21 protein-coding genes are annotated in these 23,567 nt (G+C 41.9%); 14 read left to right on the top strand and 7 right to left on the bottom strand.

The window, feature by feature from the left end; all coding sequences use genetic code 11:
- Positions 1–23: 23 nt before the first annotated feature.
- The 4 genes from D9K81_RS07370 to asd all read left to right on the top strand — a co-directional run bounded on the left by D9K81_RS07370 (position 24) and on the right by asd (position 3,719).
- Positions 24–554 (top strand): ankyrin repeat domain-containing protein, encoded by a 531-nt coding sequence (locus D9K81_RS07370; protein ID WP_120375655.1) that lies wholly within the window; start codon positions 24–26, stop codon positions 552–554.
- Between the two features lie 103 nt (positions 555–657).
- Complete coding sequence (pncB, locus tag D9K81_RS07365; RefSeq protein WP_120375654.1) at positions 658–1,863, top strand: nicotinate phosphoribosyltransferase; 1,206 nt, start codon at positions 658–660, stop codon at positions 1,861–1,863.
- 165 nt (positions 1,864–2,028) lie between these two features.
- Positions 2,029–2,871, top strand: a complete 843-nt coding sequence (locus D9K81_RS07360; protein ID WP_120375653.1) for a sulfurtransferase — start codon at positions 2,029–2,031, stop codon at positions 2,869–2,871.
- Positions 2,868–3,719, top strand: coding sequence for an archaetidylserine decarboxylase (gene asd / locus D9K81_RS07355; RefSeq protein WP_120375652.1), 852 nt, complete (start codon positions 2,868–2,870; stop codon positions 3,717–3,719). Before D9K81_RS07360 ends, asd begins: the two co-directional genes overlap by 4 nt.
- A 96-nt stretch (positions 3,720–3,815) precedes the next feature.
- Here the strand turns inward: asd and D9K81_RS07350 are convergent, their stop codons facing one another.
- The 6 genes from D9K81_RS07350 to D9K81_RS07325 all read right to left on the bottom strand — a co-directional run bounded on the left by D9K81_RS07350 (position 3,816) and on the right by D9K81_RS07325 (position 9,926).
- Positions 3,816–4,415, bottom strand: coding sequence for an SPOR domain-containing protein (locus D9K81_RS07350; RefSeq protein WP_120375651.1), 600 nt, complete (start codon positions 4,413–4,415; stop codon positions 3,816–3,818).
- Between the two features lie 254 nt (positions 4,416–4,669).
- On the bottom strand, positions 4,670–6,460 hold the full coding sequence (gene argS / locus D9K81_RS07345; RefSeq protein WP_120375703.1) for an arginine--tRNA ligase: 1,791 nt from the start codon (positions 6,458–6,460) through the stop codon (positions 4,670–4,672).
- Between the two features lie 223 nt (positions 6,461–6,683).
- Positions 6,684–7,208, bottom strand: coding sequence for a hypothetical protein (locus D9K81_RS07340; RefSeq protein WP_228199851.1), 525 nt, complete (start codon positions 7,206–7,208; stop codon positions 6,684–6,686).
- A gap of 235 nt (positions 7,209–7,443) precedes the next feature.
- Complete coding sequence (locus tag D9K81_RS07335; protein ID WP_120375649.1) at positions 7,444–8,748, bottom strand: DUF445 domain-containing protein; 1,305 nt, start codon at positions 8,746–8,748, stop codon at positions 7,444–7,446.
- 21 nt (positions 8,749–8,769) lie between these two features.
- The gene (locus tag D9K81_RS07330; RefSeq protein WP_120375648.1) at positions 8,770–9,333 is read right to left on the bottom strand and encodes a CC0125/CC1285 family lipoprotein; all 564 of its coding nucleotides are present in this window, start codon (positions 9,331–9,333) and stop codon (positions 8,770–8,772) included.
- A gap of 53 nt (positions 9,334–9,386) precedes the next feature.
- Entirely contained in the window at positions 9,387–9,926 is a 540-nt protein-coding gene (locus tag D9K81_RS07325) for a DUF924 family protein (protein WP_120375702.1), read from the bottom strand.
- Between the two features lie 210 nt (positions 9,927–10,136).
- Here D9K81_RS07325 and gshA point away from each other — a divergent pair, with 210 nt between their 5' ends.
- Both gshA and D9K81_RS07315 read left to right on the top strand, forming a co-directional pair.
- The gene (gene gshA / locus D9K81_RS07320; RefSeq protein WP_120375647.1) at positions 10,137–11,723 is read left to right on the top strand and encodes a glutamate--cysteine ligase; all 1,587 of its coding nucleotides are present in this window, start codon (positions 10,137–10,139) and stop codon (positions 11,721–11,723) included.
- 10 nt (positions 11,724–11,733) lie between these two features.
- Positions 11,734–12,231: a disulfide bond formation protein B gene (locus D9K81_RS07315; protein ID WP_120375646.1), complete on the top strand. Its 498-nt coding sequence runs from the start codon at positions 11,734–11,736 to the stop codon at positions 12,229–12,231.
- An 86-nt stretch (positions 12,232–12,317) separates the two neighbouring features.
- On the opposite strand, the gene D9K81_RS07310 is transcribed toward D9K81_RS07315, so the two are convergent.
- Positions 12,318–13,649 carry a PGAP1-like alpha/beta domain-containing protein gene (locus D9K81_RS07310; protein ID WP_120375645.1) on the bottom strand — a complete coding sequence of 444 codons (1,332 nt, stop codon included), beginning with the start codon at positions 13,647–13,649 and terminating at the stop codon, positions 12,318–12,320.
- A gap of 249 nt (positions 13,650–13,898) precedes the next feature.
- Between D9K81_RS07310 and D9K81_RS07305 the strand changes: the two genes are divergently transcribed.
- The 8 genes from D9K81_RS07305 (at position 13,899) to D9K81_RS07265 (ending at position 23,561) form a co-directional block, all read left to right on the top strand.
- Positions 13,899–14,486 carry a YqiA/YcfP family alpha/beta fold hydrolase gene (locus D9K81_RS07305; protein ID WP_120375644.1) on the top strand — a complete coding sequence of 196 codons (588 nt, stop codon included), beginning with the start codon at positions 13,899–13,901 and terminating at the stop codon, positions 14,484–14,486.
- 14 nt (positions 14,487–14,500) lie between these two features.
- The gene (parE, locus tag D9K81_RS07300; RefSeq protein ID WP_120375643.1) at positions 14,501–16,381 is read left to right on the top strand and encodes a DNA topoisomerase IV subunit B; all 1,881 of its coding nucleotides are present in this window, start codon (positions 14,501–14,503) and stop codon (positions 16,379–16,381) included.
- Positions 16,382–16,775: 394 nt separating this feature from the next.
- Positions 16,776–18,062 (top strand): urea ABC transporter substrate-binding protein, encoded by a 1,287-nt coding sequence (gene urtA / locus D9K81_RS07290; protein WP_120375641.1) that lies wholly within the window; start codon positions 16,776–16,778, stop codon positions 18,060–18,062.
- A 108-nt stretch (positions 18,063–18,170) separates the two neighbouring features.
- Positions 18,171–19,805 carry an urea ABC transporter permease subunit UrtB gene (urtB, locus tag D9K81_RS07285; RefSeq protein WP_121523174.1) on the top strand — a complete coding sequence of 545 codons (1,635 nt, stop codon included), beginning with the start codon at positions 18,171–18,173 and terminating at the stop codon, positions 19,803–19,805.
- 4 nt (positions 19,806–19,809) lie between these two features.
- Entirely contained in the window at positions 19,810–20,883 is a 1,074-nt protein-coding gene (gene urtC / locus D9K81_RS07280; RefSeq protein WP_120374956.1) for an urea ABC transporter permease subunit UrtC, read from the top strand.
- On the top strand, positions 20,880–21,698 hold the full coding sequence (gene urtD / locus D9K81_RS07275) for an urea ABC transporter ATP-binding protein UrtD (protein WP_120374955.1): 819 nt from the start codon (positions 20,880–20,882) through the stop codon (positions 21,696–21,698). The genes urtC and urtD overlap by 4 nt, the downstream gene beginning before the upstream one ends.
- Positions 21,699–21,708: 10 nt before the next feature.
- On the top strand, positions 21,709–22,407 hold the full coding sequence (gene urtE, locus D9K81_RS07270; protein WP_120374954.1) for an urea ABC transporter ATP-binding subunit UrtE: 699 nt from the start codon (positions 21,709–21,711) through the stop codon (positions 22,405–22,407).
- A 668-nt stretch (positions 22,408–23,075) separates the two neighbouring features.
- Entirely contained in the window at positions 23,076–23,561 is a 486-nt protein-coding gene (locus D9K81_RS07265; RefSeq protein ID WP_121523172.1) for a DUF1877 family protein, read from the top strand.
- Positions 23,562–23,567: the final 6 nt, after the last annotated feature.

Here is a 23,567-nt window from a genome sequence, read left to right as displayed (position 1 = left end):
TTCGATTACTGTTGGAGTTCATCATGAGCATTATGCAACGTACATTTTTAGCCAGTCTTCTCGCGTTTGGTTCCGCATTCGCAAACGTGGCAATCGCCGAAGAAATCTCCCCCGCTAAAATCACTGCGGATGCTCAGATGACCTCACAACAGGAATTGATCCAATTGTTTATGGCTGCTGCCAAAACGGGAAATCAAGAGGTCATTAATGAATTCCTCAAGCACGGTTTTCCAGTGGATGTCCGCAATGCTTCGGGTTTTACCGCTTTAATGATGGCGACGTATTATGGTCATCAAGAGACTGTAACAACATTACTAAAATATGGTGCTGACCGCTGTGCGCGTGACAATAAAGGCAACACGGCGTTAATGGGTGCATTGTTTAAAATGGAATTTTCTATTGCAAAACAATTGCGTCAAGTTGATTGTGATGCCAACGTTAAGCAGACAGGTCAAAAAACCACAGCCGAATTTGCCAAGATTATTGGGCAAGAAAAGCAGTTGCAAAAAATCATTCAAGCACAAGAAAAATCAGGACTGCCTGCTCAGAAATAAGCAGGCTTATCATCTAGCTATTTCATTGGCTGTGCATAAAACTAGCAATATCGCATTTGAAAGTGTGTTTTAATGCAAGAAGTACAGCGAATTTAAATCCGATATGGCTCCAATCATACAATCCTTGCTTGATACAGATTTATATAAATTCACCATGTTACAAGTGGTGTTACATAAATTTCCTCAGACGCACAGCGTTTATCATTTCCGTTGCCGTAATTTGCAAGACACGGTTTATCCGCTCGTAGATATTTTAGATGACCTCAATGAACAGTTAGATCATCTGTGTAAGCTTCAGTTTAAAGAAGATGAGCTTCTCTATTTACGTAGCCTGCGCTTTTTGAAAAGTGACTTTGTTGATTACCTTGAATTATTTCAGTTAAAACGCCGTTTTATTACGGCTGGTATTGATGAAGAAGGGCGTCTGGATATTTGGGTCGAAGGCCCGATGGTTCAAGCGATGATGTTTGAGATTTTTGTACTCGCATTGGTCAATGAATTATATTTCCGTCGTATGAGTTCGGATGACGTTTTAATAGAAGGACAGCGCCGCTTAGATGCTAAAGTCGAGCTACTTAAGCATTATAAGGAAGTACAAGGTTCAGATGAGCCACCCTTCTTGGTGTCTGATTTTGGTACACGTCGCCGTTATAGTTTTGCATGGCAAAAGCATGTCATTCAAACCTTTAATCAAGCAACTCCTGAAATTTTCCGCGGTACAAGTAATGTCTTAATTGCCAAAGAATTGGGTATTACCCCAATTGGCACTATGGCACATGAGTTTTTACAAGCCTTCCAAGCTTTGGACGTGCGTCTGCGTAACTTCCAAAAGTCTGCACTCGAAACATGGGTGCAGGAATACCGTGGTGACTTAGGTATTGCCTTGACGGATGTAGTTGGCATGGATGCATTCCTTCGTGATTTCGATTTGTACTTTGCGAAATTATTTGATGGTTTACGTCATGACAGTGGTGACCCCTATGAATGGGGCGATAAAGCCTATGCACACTATAAAAAGCTAAAAATTGATAGTAAAACTAAAATGCTTACCTTTAGTGACGGCTTAGATTTACAAAAAGCGTGGAGTCTGCATCAGTACTTTAAAGACCGCTTCCAAGTCAGCTTTGGTATTGGCACTAATTTAACCAATGATATGGGGCAGACGCCGTTAAATATTGTGTTAAAACTGGTGGAATGTAATGGCCAATCTGTTGCAAAAATTTCAGATAGTCCGGGTAAAACCATGACCGATAATGACACCTTCTTGGCATATTTACGTCAGGTGTTTGAAATTCCAGAAAGTGCTTAATTTAAATTTAAAACCGCCTTTTAACTCAAGGCGGTTTTTTATGGGATGTGAATTTTTGCCAAAGACTTATCTTAAATTTTGCTAAGCCTCTTTTAAAAACTGCACATTTTTGAAAATAAGCTGTGCTAAGATCAGATGAATTTGACCCATAATAGCTACGAAAAGATGAGCACTCTGGATTTTGGTCTGCTGATAGAAGCAGAAGATTTGGTCCCACATTTAGGCAATGATAAACTCAGAATTGTAGATTTAAGCCGAGCTTCGGTGTATGAACAGTTACATATCCCTCATGCTCTTCATCTAAAACCAAAACTTCTCGTGCGCCAAGAAGAACAAGCTATGGGCTTATTGCCCGAAGAAGACGGTTTACAAGCGCTGATTGAATTCTTAAATATTTCGCCAGAGCATCATGTGGTTGTCTACGATGATGAAGGTGGCGCATGGGCAGGTCGCCTTATTTGGAACTTACATTGCATAGGCTTTACAAATACCAGTCTATTGAATGGCGGAATTCATGCATGGTTGGGTGCGGGTCTACCCACGAGTACCGACATTCCACAATTTGATGCAGTTGAGCAATTGGTGACGATTCAGTCAGATGCTAAAAAAGCAGTGCAAATTGATTATGAAGAATTAGAACAAAGTATTAAAAATCAATCCATTCAAGTTTGGGATTGCCGTACAGAAGATGAATATACGGGACTTCGTTTAGCGGCTAGACGTGGGGGACATATTCCAAGCGCACGCCATTTTGAGTGGAGTACTGCCCTTAACCGTGAAAATCATTTAAAATTGCATCCTTTATCGCGCACCCAGCAGCGTTTAGAACAACTTGGTTTTCAATTAAATGAACCGGTGGTGGTGTATTGCCAGTCACATCATCGTTCAGGACTAGCCTATATTTTGGGGCGGTTATTGGGTTGGAATATTCGAGCGTATGATGGGGCGTGGAGTGAGTGGGGCAACCGCCTCGATAGTCCAATCGCTACAGGGGAGTTGCCATCTTGAGCATTACATCGCGTTTAAAACAACAAATTTTTATTCAAGCTCAGCGAGTGGTGCCACAACATCGTTTGTCACGGGTGGTGGGTAAAGTTGCTGCCAGCGAAAACCCAATCATTAAAAATGCGGTGATTACAGCGTTCAAAGCACAATATGGCATTGATATGTCGATTGCAGAGCAAAGTAATGCTTTGAAATTCAAATCATTCAATGAATTTTTTACCCGTTCGTTAAAAGATGGCGTACGTGAAATTGATTTAGATGCAAGCAGCATTGTTTCACCTGCAGATGGCGCTATTTCACAATTGGGTAAAATTGAAAATGGCGACATTTTTCAAGCCAAAGGACAGAAATTTACAGTTGAAAACCTGATTGCCGATCCGCAATTGGCAGAGCCATTTAAAAATGGTCAGTTTGCTACTGTGTACTTGTCACCTAAAGATTATCACCGTGTACACATGCCATTTGCAGGTACATTAACGGAAACTCTATATGTGCCGGGTGAATTATTTTCTGTGAATCAAACCACAGCAGAAAACATTCCGGGGTTGTTTGCGCGCAATGAACGTATGGTGTGTTTGTTTGATACAGAATTAGGCCGTATGGCTGTCGTATTGGTAGGCGCGATGATTGTGGCAGGCATTGAAACCGTTGCAACAGGTAAAGTAAAACCAACGGGCCGTATTGAATTAAACCAGCATGATCTAAAACTTGAAAAAGGAGCAGAGCTGGGGCGTTTCTACTTAGGTTCGACTGCGGTGGTTTTATTTGAACAAGACAAAATGGCATGGGATGTTGCCTTTGGTGCCAATTCAACCGTAGTGATGGGTGAAGCTTTAGGCCATACCCTCTAAATTTAGATTGCCTACGTTAAGCTCCCTCTTAAAGAAGCAAGCTTAACGATAGAAATAAAAAAAGCACCTGATGGTGCTTTTTTTATTTGTGCTGAATTAGCGTTTTACAACGATGGAGTCGATCCCGCTATGTTGTAAGGTTTGCTGTGCAATGATTGCGGCATCTTGCGAGTCATAAGGACCAGACACCACACGATACCAAACTTTCCCATTTTCGGTGGTTTGAACTACATCGGCAGATAAACCATTCAGAATAATTTCAGCACGACGCGCATCGGCTTGGTCAGGGTCATCATAACTACGCACTTGTAAAATGTAGTTGGGTGCTACAGGTGCAGTGCTTTCAACAAGGCCTGGTTCTGGCTTTGCGGTTTCAGCTTTTTGCTCTGGTGCTTCCACAATGACTACTGTCCCTTGGTTTTTACTTTCAGGGATAGCTTGCTCTGGAATAGGGGTGACTTGTTGCTGTGGCAATAGGTCATAGAAACGGTAGTCTTTGTTGGTTTCTTCTTGTGTTTGTTCTACTGTGGCTTGTGCACGCGGTTTAACGGGTTGCCACGGCTTCCAAAGCATGAGTGCAACCACAAAGCTTAACACGATTAAAATGACCACTAAGGTGCCTAACCAAGCAGGGATGAGTGGCTTTTTAGGTTTATTCGGTCGCTCCGATACACCACGTTGCGTTTTTCCAAACACGAGGAAACCTCATTCTTTTTAATTGTGACGAACGACTTTAGGAAAGTCCTAAAATATTGTTCTTGATTATTATATATTACATGACTGTTATCTATATTTTGTTTAATTTTCATAAATTAAGCAAATAGCACATTTAAAAGTAAAAGGCTCAAAACAAAAAAGCCAGACGGATCATCCATCTGGCTTTTAAACTGTTTGTCAGAGCTCGATTGGTATAGATTTATAGATCTAAGACCGTGATCTGATTCAGTGTTTTACATGCTTTCTGGTGCAGATACACCAAGCAATTTAAGACCATTGTGAAGAACTTGGCGTACATTCACAGACAGTAATAAACGTGCTTGAGTCAATTCAGCATCATCACCTAACACTTTGTTTTCGTTGTACCAACCGTGGAACAACGCAGCCAATTCTTTTAAGTAATTACCAATTTGATGTGGTTCGTATGCGTTGGCAGCACGAACTAAAATCTCTGGATAAGCCGCAAGTTTGGCTAAAATTTCAGTTTCAGCATCTAAATCAAGTTTGTTTGCTAAACCACGTGCAACTGTTGCGTCAAAGTTCACATTCATCGATGCTGCTTTTTCTAACATACGGCAGATACGTGCGTGCGCATATTGAATGTAGTACACCGCATTGTCTTTGCTTTGCGAAACAGCTAAGTCTAAGTCGAAGTCAATGTGTTGTTCAGACTTACGCATGACGTAGTAGAAACGTGCAGCATCGTTACCAACTTCTTTACGAAGGTCACGTAAAGTCACGAATTGACCAGAACGAGATGACATTTGTACCATCTCACCGCCACGCCATAAGCTTACGAACTGAACCAAAAGTACAGTTAACTTTTTAGAGTCATAACCCATTGCATCAATGGCTGCTTTTACACGTGCAATATAGCCATGGTGGTCTGAACCCCAAATATCAATGATATCTGTATAGCCACGTTGTAATTTGTTGAGGTGATAAGCAATGTCAGAAGCAAAATACGTGGTTTGACCATTACGGCGTTTAACTACACGGTCTTTTTCATCGCCAAAGGCAGTTGATTTGAACCAAATATTACCGTCTTTTTCGTAAAGGAAGCCACGTTGGTCAAGCACTTGAAGTGCTTCTGTAATTTTATCTGTCAGTGTTTCTTCGCTAAACCATTGGTTGAACGTTACACCAAACTCGCCAAGGTCATCTTTAATATCATCAAGAATCGCTTTTAAAGCAGCTTGTAAGAACACACGGTAGCCTTCGCCAAGCAAGGTTTGCGAATTTAAAATTAAGCCATCGATGTGTTTTTCTTTGTCGCCTGAAAGCACAACTTTGTTACCTTCAGCATCAAGTTCGGCAGCGAACTGAACATCTTCAGGCACGTCTTTATATACATCAGCCACTGGGCGTACGTAGGCGTTGCCGTCTTTATCGATAATGCTTTGCGCGATTTCTTTAACGTAATCACCTTGGTAAGCATTTTTAGGGAATACCAACTCTTGACCTGTGATTTCTAAATAACGTAGGTAAGTGGATGTTGCCAAGATGTCCATTTGACGGCCAGCATCGTTAACATAGTATTCACGATCAACAGTTGCGCCAGTTGCTTCTAACAAGTTTGCAACCGTCATACCATACGCAGCACCACGACCATGACCTACATGTAGGCTTGATGTTGGGTTTGCAGAAACAAATTCTACTTGGATTTTTTTTGCTGCATTTGCTGTTGTGCGACCGAAGTCATTTGCTTGCGCTTGAATTTGATCAAGTACTGTAAAACGCTGATCTGCATTTAAGAAAAAGTTGATAAAACCTGGGCCAGCAATTTCTGCTTTACTGATGTCTGCAACTTCAGGCAGGGCAACAAGAATTTTTTCGGCTAAATCACGTGGCTTCATACCAGCAGCTTTAGAGGCAATCATTGCGATGTTCGAAGCGAAGTCACCATGGCTTCGGTCTTTGGTACGCGTGAGGTTGCCATTGTTATTAAAGTCAGTTGGGAGTACGCCTTCAGCTTGAAGGGCTTGCACTGCATGTTCGAGAGCTGCTTGGATTGCCGTATTCATATTCAGTCGAAAATTAAATGTCGCAGAAAAACAATAAATATAGCAAATTTCACTGTCTTTAGGTGAATCCATTTGTACTGAATAAATAATATTCGATGAAATATAACCGATCTGGCATGCAATATTACCGCCCGCGATGGCATCAATAATATGCGCGCTACGCTACAGCACATCGCGTTTAAGAAGGCTAAAAGCGGGGGGCTTTATAGCCCGATATATTACGTTAAGAGGTTTTGCAATTCACTGGATTCTCAAGGCGCTCAGGGTATTTATTTTGGAAGCTATACAGCTTGGAGGCATTAAAAATTTTAATGACTTTGGCTTGCTTGAGTGCGGTTTTAAATCCTTCAAGTTGCTTGCTTTGATACGTTTGGAATGGGTTGCCAAAGTTTTTATTGTCGAGCAAAAATTGAATTTGCCCAGCACTGTCATCATAAGCTTTTAAAATGACTTGGCCATTGGCATTCTGCAGGCTAAAGCTTGGGCGTTGAGTCTCAATTTTACAGTTGAAGACCAGCGATAGCACGGAGTTATCCGTGGATTTATTTTGCAGTTCTGCCGTGCCCAATTGCGGATTTTCTAAATACACCCATTCATTTTTAGGCATGTTTGCCAAAAGCTGTTCGAGTTTTTCTTGGGAGGCTTTGGCCAAGTCTAAAACGCTTTGCGCATCGAGCTCAGGGGCTTTTTCTTGCCCCAACATGCCCATCACACTGCCTGTGACTTTGTGACTGGTTTTGGAAATCATTTGGCAACCCGAAAGGGCCACAAGACTTAAGCCACATATTAGGCCAATATATCGCGTTGTTTTTATCATTTTTAATAGTTTTATAGTGGTTTAAAATTTATCCGCTTAGCTTAGCGTGCTCAAACACTTTGTCAATCTATGTGGAGCGTTGCTGTGATCCGCGTTATAGGGGATGATTGTGAGTTATGTATTTAGCCATCATGTGCGGTCTAACTATGATGGCTAAAGTGAGGCGCTAAATTGCATATTCCACAATCGCGCGAATGATGCCAAGAATTAAACCAATAAAAGCACCAACGACCACACCATTGACGCGAATCATGTGCAGGTCACCACCGACTTCATTTTCAATTTTGTCGATCATTTCGCGTGAATCCCATTCATGAATACGGGCACTAATAAATAGAATCACTTTTTCGCTGTATTGGTCGGAAAGGTCGACGGCAATTTCACTGATCTTATCGTTTAACAATTGGCGCACGGCAATATTGGACATCATATTTTCACCGACTTGCTGAATTGCCACACGTAAATTTTGTGCAATACCGGAGTCTGGTTTTTGCAAATCGGCTTTAATCGCATCGCATAAAATGACCACCGCACCGCTCAAGAAGTTCAGCACTTGTGGACTATCTAAAAGTGCATCCTTGGTTTGGTTAAGGCGTAGGCTGGCATTGCTCTGATTATTGGCCAAGGCCAGCATAAGACTTTGTGCGCTGTCTTCAATTTTTTGTCGCCATGGATGCTCTGGATCTGCCAGCATCGATTCGACTTTTTCCAATAAGGAATCCATAGTGCGTTGTTGCACATCAATACCAATCCAACTTGCACCTTTGGCCAGTTTCCAAACGCCCAATTCTTTAAATAACTGACGGCTTAAATCACGTGCTTGTTCGGGATGTTGTAGCATCCATTCATGGGCTAAATCTAGGCCACGTTGTAATACATCTTGGTGAAAGTCGTTGTCTAATACGGCACGTAACATTTCACTGGCTAAGTGGTTAATTTGGGTGTTTTTGACCCATTGCACACTGTTGTTTTGAATAAAACGGCCGATTTGATCTTGACCCACAAAATCAAAAAATTTAGGCACGGTTTGTTGAATGAGTTCAGTGACTTTTTGATTATTTTGAGGATTGGCCAACCATTTGCCAATTGCTAAGGATAAGTCGGTATTGGCAAGACTACGTTGCACAATGTGTGGCGAGAGAAAGTTCTCTTGCACAAAGCGCCCCATAGATTCTGCAATACGGGCTTTATTGCGCGGAATAATTTCAGTGTGGTCACGTAAAAATTTAGGGATTGGCATTTTGCCAAAAGGGTTACGAAATAACACCGTAATGGCATACCAATCTGCCAGACCGCCCACGACACCTGCTTCTGCCGAAAGCATTAAAATATGAATGAGCCACACATATTCGGGCAGTAATTTGGCGCTAATCATTAAAGCCAGCCAAATCAGCACAGCCACAACTAAGGCAATACCTGCAAATCGTTTACTGCGTTGCAAATTGGGTGAGGCATGAGTCGCTTCAGACATAGGGCGGTCTAGGCTCCGTGATTATTTTGGCTGGGGCTGTGTGGCTGTAGGGGGTACTAAAGGCTCACCTGTGGCAGTTAAACCATATTTTGCACCCAACGATTGTAAGATTAAGCTGGCATCAAAGGCATCGTGTGGCGCCACTTTATTATTTTTAAAGCATTCGATGGTGTAGCTCACTTGTACTGGATCTAAAGTTACGACTTGAGGCATATCATAAAATGGGTCGGGCCAAAAAGCAGGATGTCGGCGGTAAAAACCCGATGGAGGGTACATTGGGCTTGAGTACACCACCGCTTTTCGAGGCGGTTGTTGGCTACGGTTACTTGGGTCATCAGTGACTTTAAATAGTTGAAAGCCATTTTGTAGAGTGGCTTGTGCGGCTTTAACCAAAGTGATTTCTTCAGCTGTGCCATAGCTCATATTTGGGGTAGCTTGGAAACTAATACGGTAAGTTTTTGCATTTAGTGGCGTTGCACTAAATTGCCCCAATTCTGCAAAGCTTAAGGGCTTTGAGGGCGTGGTTGCACAGCCTGAAAGGCTAAAGGCTGTGGCCAGTGCAAGAGATAGATATAATTTTTTCATATTGGAGAGCCTACTAAAATAGAAAAAGAGAAAATAGCCTTATGCAGCAAGGCTTAAAAACTTGAATTAGGTTGGCTTAAAAAATCAATTTCATCTGCCGTTGAATGGCGATCCAATACACTATTGCGATGTGGATAACGCCCAAAACGATCAATAATCATTTTATGTTGTTGGGCAAAGTCTAAATTGATGGGATTGGCCAACTGCTCAAATAATGCGAGTGACTGTACTTGAATCTGTTTAGATTCGCTGTGCATATAAGGTAAATATAAAAAGGCACGTTGTTTAGCTGGCAACTGCTGGTCTAGACTTTGTTGCACTGCCTCTTGAGCGAGGCTCAATGCCATAGCATCATGTGCAAAAGCCTGCGCAGAGTGACGATACAAATTACGCGAAAATTGATCTAAGACAATAATTTCAGCCAAACGGCCAGAGGCATTCTGACGCCATGTCCAAAGTTCGCACTGCGTGGCTTGAAGATGAACAGTTTTAAAGTTTTTTTCAATGATCGCATCAAACTCATCGCTTTTTGCAAACCAATGCGGTTGAGTCTTTTCATTAAACCAAAAATCTAAAATATCTTGATAATTCATCATTTTTAATCAGCTTTCGTATTTATTTGTTAATAAAATCACAAATCTCAAATGTCTTATAGTGCAACTTTGTGATAAAAAAACAATCAAAAATCTAGTCTAGCTGAAGTTGAAAATCAGCAGACTATAACTTGCCAGCTAAAAATCAAGTTATACTGCGCTAAATAAATGATTTTCTTTTAGTCGTTCTTCCCTTTAAGCGAGATTGCAATGAGTCAGCCCGAATCGACCTCTCAAAATATTTTACCAAATTGGGTGGATTCTACGCATATACAGGGCATGTTACGTGGTATTGAACGTGAAAGCTTACGTATGCAGGGCAATGGTTTTTTGTCTCAAGCAGATCATCCCAAAGCATTGGGTTCGGCATTAACACATCCGCATATTACAACTGATTACTCTGAAGCTTTGATGGAGTTTATTACTCCACCACAAACGAGTATTGGTGAAACACTTGCGTATTTAAAAGATATTCATGCTGTTGTGCATCAACAATTAGAACATGATGAAAAACTGTGGCCTTTATCAATGCCATGTATGTTGGATGATGAAGAAGAAAGTATCCGCTTAGCGCAATATGGCACATCGAATATTGGCCGTTTTAAAACCTTGTACCGTCATGGTTTAGGGGTGCGTTATGGTCGCCGTATGCAGACCATTTCAGGGGTACATTATAATTTATCCTTCCCGGATCATTTTTTTGAAGCTTTACAAGCCAACGAAACAGATGACGCCCTAAAAGCTTTGAGCTTACAAGATTATCGAAGCCATCGTTATTTTGGGTTGATTCGTAACTTTATTCGTTTGACGCCATTGGTGATGTTTTTGGTAGGTGCGAGTCCGTCGGTTTGCCAATGTTTTATGACTGGGCGTGAGCATCACTTGTTGCCACTGTTAAAAGGCACGCTATTTTTACCGTATGCTACGGCTTTGCGTATGGGACGTTTTGGCTATCAGAACTCAGCGCAAAAACAATTGGGCATTCACTATAACAATTTGACTGGTTATTTAGATGGTTTACAAAAAGCAGTCAAAACACCTTATGCACCATTTACCCGTTTGGGCTTAGATGATGCAACGGGTACGCCTATTCAAATTAATGACCACGTACTACAAATTGAAAATGAATACTACAGTTTAGTGCGTCCAAAACAAGTACCACAAGCGGGTGAAACGCCGTCTGAAGCACTACTTAACCGTGGTGTAGGTTATGTGGAATTACGTGCAGTTGATGTTAATCCGTATAGCCCAATTGGTATTGATGAAGATACCGCAGGCTTCTTAGAAGTCTTGGCATTGCATTGTCTACTTAGTGGCAGCCCAGATTTGTTAGATGATGAGCAAGAAGTCATTGAACAAAACCAAACTGAAGTGGTGAACCGAGGCCGTGCACCGAATGCAACTATTATGGAGCAAGGTCAAGCTTATCCAATTGAAGATTGGTGTCGTCGTTACTTAGATGAAATGCAATCCATCGCTGAATTTATGGACCAAAGTTACAGTACAACACTCTATAGCCAAGCTTTGAGTGTGATGCGGTCACGGGTGGACGAAGTCGATGAAACTTTGTCTGCAAAAATGATTGAAGATACCATTGAGCAAGGTGGTACATGGGGTTTTGGTAGCTTCATGGCACAACAACATGCGAGCATGTACGAGCAACATGAATTGAGTTCGGAGCGTCGGGCTTATTTTGCAGAAGTAGCTGAACAATCTTTACAAACGCTTGCGACATTAGAGCAAGAAACAGCACCTAATTTTGAACAGTATCTTGCGAATTTTAGATCAATAAAATAGAGGGAACCCCATGCAGTGGAGTTATCGCTTAATCAGTGGCTTATTATTTGTAGCCAGTGTGATTGGCATGAGTTTTGCGCTGTATCTGGAGCATGTACAAGGGCTTGAACCCTGTCCATTGTGTGTATTTCAGCGAATTGGTCTGATTGGCCTTGGTCTGATTTCGTTATTGGCTTGTTTGCATAATCCTGCTTCAAATGTCGTAAAACGTGTATATGCCTTTTTGGGCAGTCTATCCATTTTATGGTCTGTAGGCGTGGCCGCACGACATGTTTGGCTACAAAATTTACCGCCAGATCAGGTGCCGAGTTGTGGTCCAGGTTTGGATTATTGGGTTGAAACACTACCTTTAAAATCTGTATTTCAACAGGTTTTAACTGGTTCTGGTGAATGTGCCAAAGTGGACTGGACCTTCTTAGGGCAGTCTTTACCCGTTTGGTCGGGCGTGTTTTTTGCGGTATTGGCGCTGGTGAGCCTTTGGCAATTATGCCGTAAGTATTCTGCTTAACATGGAATCTTAGCTTGAAAAGCATCGCCTAATATTAAAAAGCCAGCATGAAGCTGGCTTTTTTGTGGCAAAAAATCGCGATCAACTTAGGTGAGTGCAATGCCTTCCATACTGGCCAAGTCCAGCATATATTCATGAATTTGGTCATAGGCTTGATCTTCTACACTAGGGTAGAACCAGCGCGCCACTTGTTCTGCAACATGAGAGTGATATTGAATTTCAAAGTGATTTAAACCATAGAAAATGGCTTTATGTGCATCGGGTACTTTGAGCTGATAGCGACTATTGGGATGTTCACCCAAAGCACTTTTTACACTCACCAAATAATCGCCAATGACCTTTAAGGTTCGATTTTTACGGTGTTCAAATTCAATGGTTCCAGCGACCAAATAGGTATTAATATGGGAAGGGATTGGTGCAGGTTTGCGGTTGTCATCCATCATCCCAATACGCACATCATTGTGTTCCCAATCATCATCACGGACGCTTCCATAGCGTAAATCTAAAATGCCATTACTGCGAATATTCACCACATGGCCAACAATTTTGCCCAGTGGTAAATGTCCGAGTTTATCTTGCATGGCAAAGCCAAAGCGCTCGAGGACTGCACCGTGGTGCGGAGAGCCCAAACACACCAAGTTTTCAACACGATGAATCCAGTGGTGCATATTTTGTTTGCCATAAAACAGTGCACTACGAGACACCAGTCCGCCCATACTGTGGCCAATCAGATCAATACTGGTGATATTGGGATTACGTTGTAACAAGTCTTCTAGGGTATTGGATAGACTACGCCCATTGGCAGAAATACGACGGCCAGTATTATAATTTAGATACAACATGGTGTTGTGATCACGTTGGGCCAAGAGTTTTTCACCAATGCCACCAAATTTATGATTTGACCACGACAGATGATGCATACAGAGCCCGTGAACAAATAAGGTGACACGGCCACTCAGTTCACCTTTTTGCAAGCTACCATAATGGTCATACACCGCCATAGGCAACGCCATTGGGTTTTGATATTTCAGTAAATAATCGCCAAGCACCCCATTTAATGCACCTACTAAAATATGTAGGCTCGGTGTTAAAGGTTTGTCATGTAGTTTTGGAAAGCGCTCAATTACGCCACGTAAAATAGGCGCTAATAAATAATTACCGTAGTTAAAAAAGCTTTCATAAGTAATTTGATATAACTTTTTCACATAGGGAATTTTATGGATGCTTTTCGACTTTTGCTCGCTCATCCCAAAAATACTGATCAAAAGCTCACGTTGAATATTTTGGATGAGGTCATGCACGACATCACTAAAACGCATCGTCACTAGCTGTGCCAAGCCTTCAAGTACATCGGCTTGGCTAGGTGGTGTACGGTCCCATTTACAATAGGTTTCGTGTAGTGGTGTTAAACTCGGCATCTGCGTCATATCCTGTGTCGTTTTATGCGCCGTATATTCGGGCTTTCTTTTATCTAAGCTTCACGGTATAAGTCTTATTGTTTAAGGCCGATGCCTTATTATGCATAATATTTAAAATACCGATGATCGTGTTTCGGCAACGGATTTATTGTCTAACAAAATGCAGAAAACTCATTTTTTAAAATGAGACCTACATCTCACTTATAAACTTTATTTTGATTAATTTGTATATAAATTTGTGAACAAGCGATGAACATCATTTATTTACACGGCTTTCAAAGCAATTCGAATTCAATTAAAGGTCAACAATTAAAGCAGTACTGTGCACAGCATCGACCGAATGATGTGGTGCATTTACCTGATTTAAATATGCATCCCCAACAGGCTTTGGATTTAGTATCTAGGGACATTGAACGTTTGTCGGATGTGGTGTTAGTGGGAAGTAGTATGGGAGGCTTTTATGCGACGCAATTGGTCGCGAAGCATGGTATCCCTGCTGTACTGATTAATCCTGCAATGCGACCATGGCATCTGTTCAGAACTTTATTTGCAACGACTGCATTGCCTTATGTAGTTACGGCAGATTGGTCATTGGATGAAGCACAGCTTGATCATTTAGAACACATTTCTGTACCATTTGTGCAAGATGCGAACAAAATTTTGGTGCTATTGCAGCAAGGCGATGAAGTTTTGGATTATCGTGAAGCACAGCGTTATTATAGTGAAGCCTCGCAAGGTGCAATGCTGATGATCGAGAGTCATGGCAGTCATGCTATGCACGATTTCGCAGACAAAATACCGGCAGTGCTACAGTTTTTATCGGACAGCATAAAATAAGGAAACCTTACAACGTGTCTCAATATACGGCCCAATCTCTTGAAGTTTTATCTGGTTTAGATCCGGTGCGTCGTCGCCCGGGCATGTATACCGACACCAGTCGTCCAAACCATTTGGCGCAAGAAGTGATTGATAATGCTGTCGATGAAGCACTTGCTGGTCATGCCAACAAAATTACCGTGATTGTTTATAAAGATGGTTCGCTGTCTGTAGAGGACAATGGACGCGGTATGCCAGTCGATATTCATCCAGAATATGGCCAATCGGGTATTGAGATCATTCTGACCAAACTGCATGCGGGCGGTAAATTCAGCACAGATAACTATCAATTTTCTGGTGGTTTACATGGTGTGGGTATTTCGGTGGTCAATGCGCTTTCAACCCGAGTGGAAGTGGAAGTACAGCGCCAAGGCAATCTTTATAAAATGGCCTTTGAGCAAGGCGAAGCGGTTGCACCTTTAGAAGTATTAGAGGGCAAATGTGCCAAACGTGCGACAGGCACACGAGTACATTTCTGGCCAGAAACCAAATATTTTGATTCACCAAAATTTGCCTTAAAGGCGCTTAAACATAATTTAAAAGCCAAAGCGGTATTAGCTGCGGGCTTAGAAATTAATTATGTTGACCAAATTAACGATGAAAAAATCACATGGCAGTTTGAAAATGGTCTTGTTGATTATTTGATGGATGAACTGCAAGACCGTGAGATTATTCCAGCACCTGCATTTGTGGCACTTGGTGATGCAGAGCGCGCCAGTGCTGAATTTGCCATTTGTTGGAATGTTGAAGGTGGCGAGTCGATTCAAGAATCTTATGTAAACTTGATTCCTACTGCACAGGGCGGTACGCATGTGAACGGTTTACGTTCAGGCGTAGCAGATGCAATGCGTGAGTTCTGTGAACTGCGAAATTTATTGCCTCGTAATCTTAAATTGTCAGCAGAAGATGTTTGGGATGGCGTGAACTATATTTTGTCGCTGAAATTCCAAGAACCTCAATTTTCTGGGCAAACCAAAGAACGTCTGTCGAGCCGTGAAGCATCTGGTATTGTGCAGAATATTGCCAAAGATGCCTTTGCATTGTGGTTGAATCAAAATTCAGAGATTGCAATGCAATTGGCTGAAATGGCCATTTCGAAAGCAGGTCGTCGTTTAAAAGCAGCCAAAAAAGTTGAACGTAAGAAAATTGTGGCTGGCCCAACTTTGCCGGGTAAATTGTCGGACTGCGTGGGACATGCGCTCGAAGAATCTGAACTGTTTATTGTGGAAGGTGACTCTGCGGGTGGTTCTGCGAAGCAAGCGCGGGATAAAAACTTCCAAGCGATCATGCCGATTCGTGGGAAAATTTTAAATACGTGGGAAGTCTCTTCCGATGAAGTGTTGGCTTCTCAAGAAGTCCATAATATTGCCATTGCCATCGGTGTCGACCCAGGCTCAGATGATTTGTCTGAACTCCGCTATGGCAAAATTTGTATTTTGGCCGATGCTGACTCGGACGGCTTACATATTGCGACACTGCTATGTGCTTTATTCGTGAAGCATTTTCCAACCTTGGTGGAAGAAGGGCATTTGTTTGTTGCCATGCCTCCGTTGTATCGTATAGATGATAACAAAGATGTGCACTATGCCTTGGATGATGCAGAATTAGATGGCATTTTGAAAAAATGTAAAACCAAGAACCCGCAAATTACGCGATTCAAAGGTTTGGGTGAGATGAACGCGAGTCAATTGCGTGAAACGACACTGGATCCGAACACGCGTCGTTTGGTGCAATTAGATTTAGATGATAGCCAATTCACAGCAGGATTGCTGGATAAACTTCTTGCGAAAAAACGTGCTTCTGACCGTAAAGATTGGTTAGAGCAAAAAGGCAACTTAGCTGAGTTGACCGTATAATCTAATTTTATATTTTGCTTAAGTACTGGCTTAGTGCGACTTGAGCCAAGTATGTAAAAAAGCCCGCATCTGCGGGCTTTTTTATGTCTAAACAGTACATAAAATGCGCTGTAGTTGTGCAGATTTAAAAACCTAACTGTGCACTTTGGGTCATATTAGAATTTTTAAGCGCCAATGTTGGATACAAGTTTGTATGCAAAGAATTGAAAAAATATAGCTTATTAAAATATAAAAAGACCAATGGAATAAGAACTAATAAATTGAAAAACAATAACAAATTAAATAAGGCATTGGAGGTTTTTGGCATGGTTTTGATGGTTGGCATAGAACTTGAATAACAGCACTTAGCAATAACACATGCGCAAAGCGCGAAAATTATTTGGAGAGTGCGTAGATGTTGGAACAAAAATTATTTTCAAAATCATTATTGGCACTTGCCATGTTGGGCACATTAAGTTTAATGGGTTGCTCAAAACCAGCAGAAGAAAAAACACAAGCTGCCAGTTCAGAACCGAAAGCGACCGCAAGCAGTGACGATACGATTAAGGTCGGGATTTTACATTCACTCTCTGGCACCATGGCCATTTCAGAAACTTCGTTAAAAGACACCGCGCTGATGGCCATTAATGAAATTAATGCCAATGGTGGCGTGATGGGCAAAAAGCTTGAGCCTGTGGTGGTCGATCCTGCATCGAACTGGCCTTTATTTGCAGAAAAAGCCCGCCAATTAATTACACAAGATAAAGTGGCCGTGATATTTGGCTGTTGGACTTCAGTGTCACGTAAATCTGTATTGCCTGTGGTGGAAGAATTGAATGGCTTACTGTTCTATCCAGTGCAGTACGAAGGCCAAGAGCAGTCAAAAAATATTTTCTATACAGGCGCAGCACCGAATCAACAAGCGATTCCTGCCGTGGAATACTTGATGAGTGAAGAGGGAGGAAAGGCAGAGCGTTTTGTTTTACTCGGTACTGACTACGTTTATCCGCGTACCACCAATAAAATTCTACGTGCTTTTTTAAAGTCTAAAGGTGTAGCCGATGCGGATATTATGGAAGAGTACACGCCATTTGGGCACAGCAATTATCAAACTATTGTAGGGAATGTGAAGAAGTTCGCGGCAGGCAAAAAAACCGCAGTGATTTCGACCATTAATGGTGACTCAAACGTACCATTTTACCGCGAGCTGGGTAACCAAGGTATTAAGGCTTCCGACATTCCAGTTATGGCTTTTTCGGTGGGTGAGGAAGAGTTACGCGGTATTGATACCAAGCCATTGGTTGGGCATTTAGCCTCTTGGAACTATTTCATGTCGGTAAAAAATCCAGTCAATACTGAATTTACCAATAAAATGAAGCAGTACGCGGTGGAGTACAAACTGCCAAATGCCGAAAAAATGGTGACCAATGACCCAATGGAAGCGACTTATGTTGGCATCAATATGTGGAAACAAGCTGTAGAAAAAGCTGGTACTACAGAAGTTGATAAAGTTCGTGAGGCAATGGCGGGTCAAAGCTTTAATGCACCATCAGGCTATAAGCTCGAAATGGATGCCAAAAATCACCACTTACATAAGCCAGTCATGATTGGCCAAATTCGTGCCGATGGACAATTTGATGTGGTCTACAAAACAGCAAAAACCATTCCTGCGGAGCCATGGAGCCCGTACATTCCAAAATAAAAGCCACGCTTGCCTGCCAAATAAGTGGCAGGCTTTTGTCAAATTATAAAGTCTAAATCGTGCGCTTGATTTGCATGTGATCTATTTAAAAACAAAGGGGGGACGTTAATGTTCACTCGACTTAATATTGTGGCTTTATTTTTAGTATTGAGCCAATGTCTGTGGCTCAATCTGGCCCATGCCGAAACTTCTATATCACCCGTCGTCTCTGAGCAGGCAATACATCAGACAGATGCTATTCAACAATTTGTGAGTGGAGACTTTAGCGCGCGACGTGCGCTGTTAAATCGTTGGCCTGCGAGTATTGAATTGTTGGATCAATTGGCGACTTATGTTGAAAAAGACCAGCTGTATACTGATAGCACAGGACAAACTTATATTTTAGAAGGGCAAGATCAACTGCGTCGTTATGCAGATCAAACTTTGATGAGCACATGGCCTGCGGATATCACACAAGTGACCTTGGTGAATACCTTAAGAAAAGCATTAAGCTTTGCGCAAGCACAAAAAAAATTAAGTTCTACCGATGCTTCACAACGTTTAGAAGCCATTGATATTTTAGAAAATAACCTCGATGAATTAGACGTAAAGCAGATTAATCAGCTGTATTTGGCAGAACAAAATAATAGTGTCAAAGCACGGCTTGCACAGCTCAAAGCACGTTTAGATTATCAAAATCCCGATGTATTGATTCAAATACAAGCCGTAAAAGTCTTACAAGATTCAAACCGACCAGACGTACTGGCCATGGTAGAAACTGAACTGCAACAACCGAATTTACACCCAGAATTAAAACTCACGCTCACAGACGCCAAAAGTCAGATTAAAACGCGTATTCAGGCCAGTGAATGGACGGGGCATGTGTTTTCAGGCTTGAGTACAGCCAGCATTTTATTATTAGCAGCACTCGGTTTAGCCATTACCTATGGCCTATTGGGTGTGATCAATATGGCACATGGTGAGCTCATTATGATTGGCGCTTACACCACCTACGTGGTGCAAAGTCTATTTAAAACGTATCTCGGTGGTTGGTTAGATTGGTATCTGATTGCTGCCATACCAGCAGCTTTTATGGTGAGTGCATTCATTGGCATGTTAATTGAGCGCACCGTGATTCGCCCGCTGTATGGTCGCCAACTCGAAACCTTGTTGGCCACTTTTGGGGTGAGCCTAATTTTAATGCAACTGGTGCGTATGACATTTGGCGCACAAAACGTCGAAGTTTCAAATATTTCATGGCTATCGGGAGGCATTGCGATGACGCCAAGCCTCATCCTGCCCTATAACCGTATTGCCATTATTGGCTTCACCATCGTCATTCTATTAGTGCTGGTTTATTTACTGAATAAGACCCGCTTCGGACTTTTTGTTCGTGCCGTCACACAAAACCGTCAAATGGCACGCGCTGTAGGTATCCGTTCTAGTCGTGTAGATATGTTGGCCTTTGGTTTGGGTTCAGGCCTTGCTGGGCTTGCAGGCTGTGCCTTGGCACAGGTGGGCAATGTGGGGCCTGACTTAGGTCAAAACTACATTATTGATGCTTTTTTAGTGGTGGTGGTTGGTGGTGTAGGTCAAGTTTGGGGAGCCGTATTGGCAGCGCTTGGTTTAGGGGTGAGTGGTACTGTGCTCGAAATTGGCATGGGGGCTGTGCTCGCAAAAATTATACTGTTGGTGCTTGTGATTTTGTTTATTCAAAAACGTCCACAAGGTTTGTTTGCCATCAAAGGACGATTTGTGGAGTAAGCCAATGAAAATCACTTCTTTAGTTTCAGATAAACCTATCAATGCAATGGCAATCAGTCTGTGCTTTGCAATTTTATTGATATTACCGTGGTTACATTTACTCCCTGCAGATTCAGCACTTCATTTGTCTTCTTATTGGGTGACCTTGCTGGGCAAAATTATGTGCTTGGCCTTGGTGGCTTTAGCTTTAGATTTAGTGTGGGGTTATGCAGGAATTTTAAGCCTAGGCCATGGTCTGTACTTTGCTTTGGGCGGATATGCCTTTGGCATGTATCTCATGCGTGAATCTGCGGGAGATGGGTTACCCGACTTCATGCGCTTTTTAAGTTGGACCGAATTGCCTTGGTATTGGGTGGGTACGCAACATTTATGGTGGGCTCTACTCTTGGTGGTACTGGTTCCAGGGCTGGTGGCATTTATTTTTGGTTTCTTTGCCTTCCGCTCAAAAATTAAAGGGGTGTACTTTTCAATTATCACTCAAGCCATGACCTTTGCCGCCACATTATTGTTTTTCCGTAATGAAACAGGCTTTGGGGGCAACAACGGCTTTACGGGTTTTAAAACACTTTTAGGCATGGATATTACCTCGGCATCTATGCGCGCAAGTCTGTGCTTCATTACAGCCTTGGTGTTGTTACTGTGTTTTATTGGCCTACGCCAGCTCATGAATAAACCTTATGGGCGCGTGCTTGGTGCAATTAGAGACAGCGAAAATCGCTTGCAATACTTAGGTTATCGCACGCTTTGGTACAAACTTTCGGCATGGGTGCTTTCAGCCGTAATTGCAGGTGTTGCAGGTGCCTTGTATGTACCGCAAGCAGGCATTATTAACCCGAGTGAAATGAATCCTGTGAACTCGATTGAAATGGCAGTCTGGGTGGCAGCAGGTGGTCGCGGTACGCTGATTGGCCCAATTTTAGGTGCGGGTCTCATCAATGGCGTGAAAACTTATTTTACTGTGGCGTATCCAGAAGCATGGTTATTGGTGCTAGGCGCTTTATTTATTGTGGTCACGATATTCCTCCCCAAAGGGGTAATTGGTCTATTCGACCGTTTCAAAAAGGAGCGCAGTGAATGAATGAGTTAATTCAACCTCATGGCGGTCACGCTTCAGAGGGCTATGGACGACCAAAATCGGAAGGTCCAGATTTCAGTCATGGTATTGCGCTGTATTTAGAAAAAGTCAGTGTTTGGTTTGATGCATTTCGAGCGCTGAACGATCTGTCTTTGTATATTAAAGAAGGCGAGCTACGTTGCATTATCGGGCCAAATGGTGCGGGTAAAACAACCTTGATGGATGTGATCACTGGTAAAACTCGCCCTACAGAAGGCACAGCGCACTTTGGCCAAAACTATGATTTAGCCAAAATGGGCACAGAAGAAATCGCAGAAGCAGGAATCGGGCGTAAGTTTCAAAAGCCAACAGTGTTTGAAAATTTCACCGTCATGGAAAACTTGCTCTTGGCGGCACCCAAAGACAAGCGTGTGAAAAAAAGCTTTTTCAGTCGACTCGATCCAGATGCACAGCTGGCTTTGGAGGAATCTTTGGCGCAAATTCGCTTACAAGAATTTGTGAATAAACCCGCAGGCTTGCTGTCGCATGGTCAAAAGCAATGGCTGGAAATTGGCATGTTGCTCATGCAACGACCAAAACTGATTTTATTAGATGAACCTGTCGCAGGGATGACCGATGCAGAAACAGAACGCACGGCGGAACTGTGTTTAGAGTTAAAAAAGAATCATACGCTGATCGTAGTTGAGCATGATATGAGCTTTATTGACACGATCAGTGAGAAAGTCACCGTGTTGGCGCAAGGTGCTATTTTGGCAGAAGGCACATTGGCCGAGGTACAGGCGAATGAAGATGTGATTGAGAAATATTTAGGACGTTAAGGAGACCGAAATGCTAGAAGTCAAAGACGTCAATCAATTTTATGGTGGCAGTCATATTTTGCGCGATGTGTCATTTACAGCACCCATAGGGGAATGCTCTGTGGTACTTGGGCGCAATGGCGTGGGCAAAACCACACTCTTAAAATGCTTAATGGGGATTCTTCCGATTAAATCGGGTCAGATCTTATTGGATGGTAAAGACATTTCTAAACTCAGCCCAGAACAACGTGTAAGGGCAGGTTTAGCCTATGTGCCACAAGGGCGCGATATTTTTTCAACCTTAACAGTTGAAGAAAATATCTTAATTGGCATGGCCAAGTTTAAAGGTGCAAAAACCCGTAAAGTCCCAGAGCATTTGTATGAAATATTTCCAGTTCTAGAAGAAATGAAACATCGTCGAGGTGGTGATTTATCGGGTGGGCAGCAACAACAATTGGCCATTGCGCGTGCCTTGGCATCTGAACCGCGAGTGCTGATTTTAGATGAGCCCACCGAAGGTATTCAGCCCTCGATTATTAAAGATATTGGGCGCGTGATTCGCACACTGGCTGATGGTGGCGAGATGTCTATCATTTTAGTTGAGCAATTTTATGATTTTGCCGAAGAACTCGCGGATGGCTATACAGTCATGGCACGTGGGCAGGTGGTGGCCCAAGGTTTAGGGTACGAAATGTCCGAAAAAGGAATTCGAGAGTTAGTCGCAATATAAGACGATCAAACTGAAATTAAATAAAAATGATCATCCTCTCTTATATGGAAGGGGATGATTTTTTATGATTGCAAAATGCTTTTAGGTATATAAGTTAGCCACTACAAAAACCAATCATAATGGCCTGTTTTAAATTCACCATTTAGGATTTGAACGACTTCTGCAATTCAGCATTGATCATATTTTAATCTTCAATCATTTTGAATAAGGAATTATTTAAAGCATTTAGGTGTTTTTTATCAATTTAGTAACTCATTGAGTAGGGAATGAATTGAATGAAACATTGAGTTTTTTCTCGTGTATTTTATTTATGAGCTATAGGCTCCGTGCTTATCTAATGAGAAGTAAATCCTGATGCATTTATTCTGAACATCATCTATTGAAAGTGTCTATAAATATATTTCAAGCTCCGATGAGCATCTTTCTTTTGAATGAGAATATATATTTTATGGTGATGTATTGGACTCAAATGAATATCTGCTCAGATGAAAAATAACCGCGCTATAAAGCGAATTAAATTGAAATATCTTTCATGCTTTTTAAATTCATCATGGGCTTTTTATACCAATAAACCTAATGAATTTGATGATGTAGATACAATTAATTGCATATTTTTTATGCATTAAACCTTATATTTATTGAAATGATTAGTACAAGACGATAACGAGATGGAAGCAATTTTACTTTTGGTACATCCGAATGATTTAGAAAAATTAATTCTACAAGTGACCAGTCCTCAAGACGTTTTAGATTCTGCAGATATCATAGAACACGTGTGGTTGGGGAGCGCATGGGATACTTTGAATAAAACACTGAATACTGAAAATGCACCTAAACAATCATTGCAGTATGTAATCCAAGCCGAGCATCCTTTATCTGATCGTAATATTGGTCGAGCGGTACACTACAACACGGTGGTACGCGTTGCAGAGATTCACCAAGCATTGCAAACGATCACAGTTGATGCTGTAAAAACACATTACCAATATCTGGTGACGCAAACCACGCAACAAGCGGTCGAGCAAGAACTGAATTTAGCTGAATTAAAATTGATTTATTTACAACTTCAAGATTTATACCGTGATGCAACACGACAAAATCTTGCGGTGCTAAGTGTGATTGTCGATGCGATTCATCCGCAAAAACTCATTTAAATGCAT

It is taken from the genome of Acinetobacter chengduensis, assembly GCF_003664645.1.
GTDB lineage: Bacteria > Pseudomonadota > Gammaproteobacteria > Pseudomonadales > Moraxellaceae > Acinetobacter > Acinetobacter chengduensis.
This window is presented reverse-complemented; position numbering and strand designations above follow the sequence as displayed.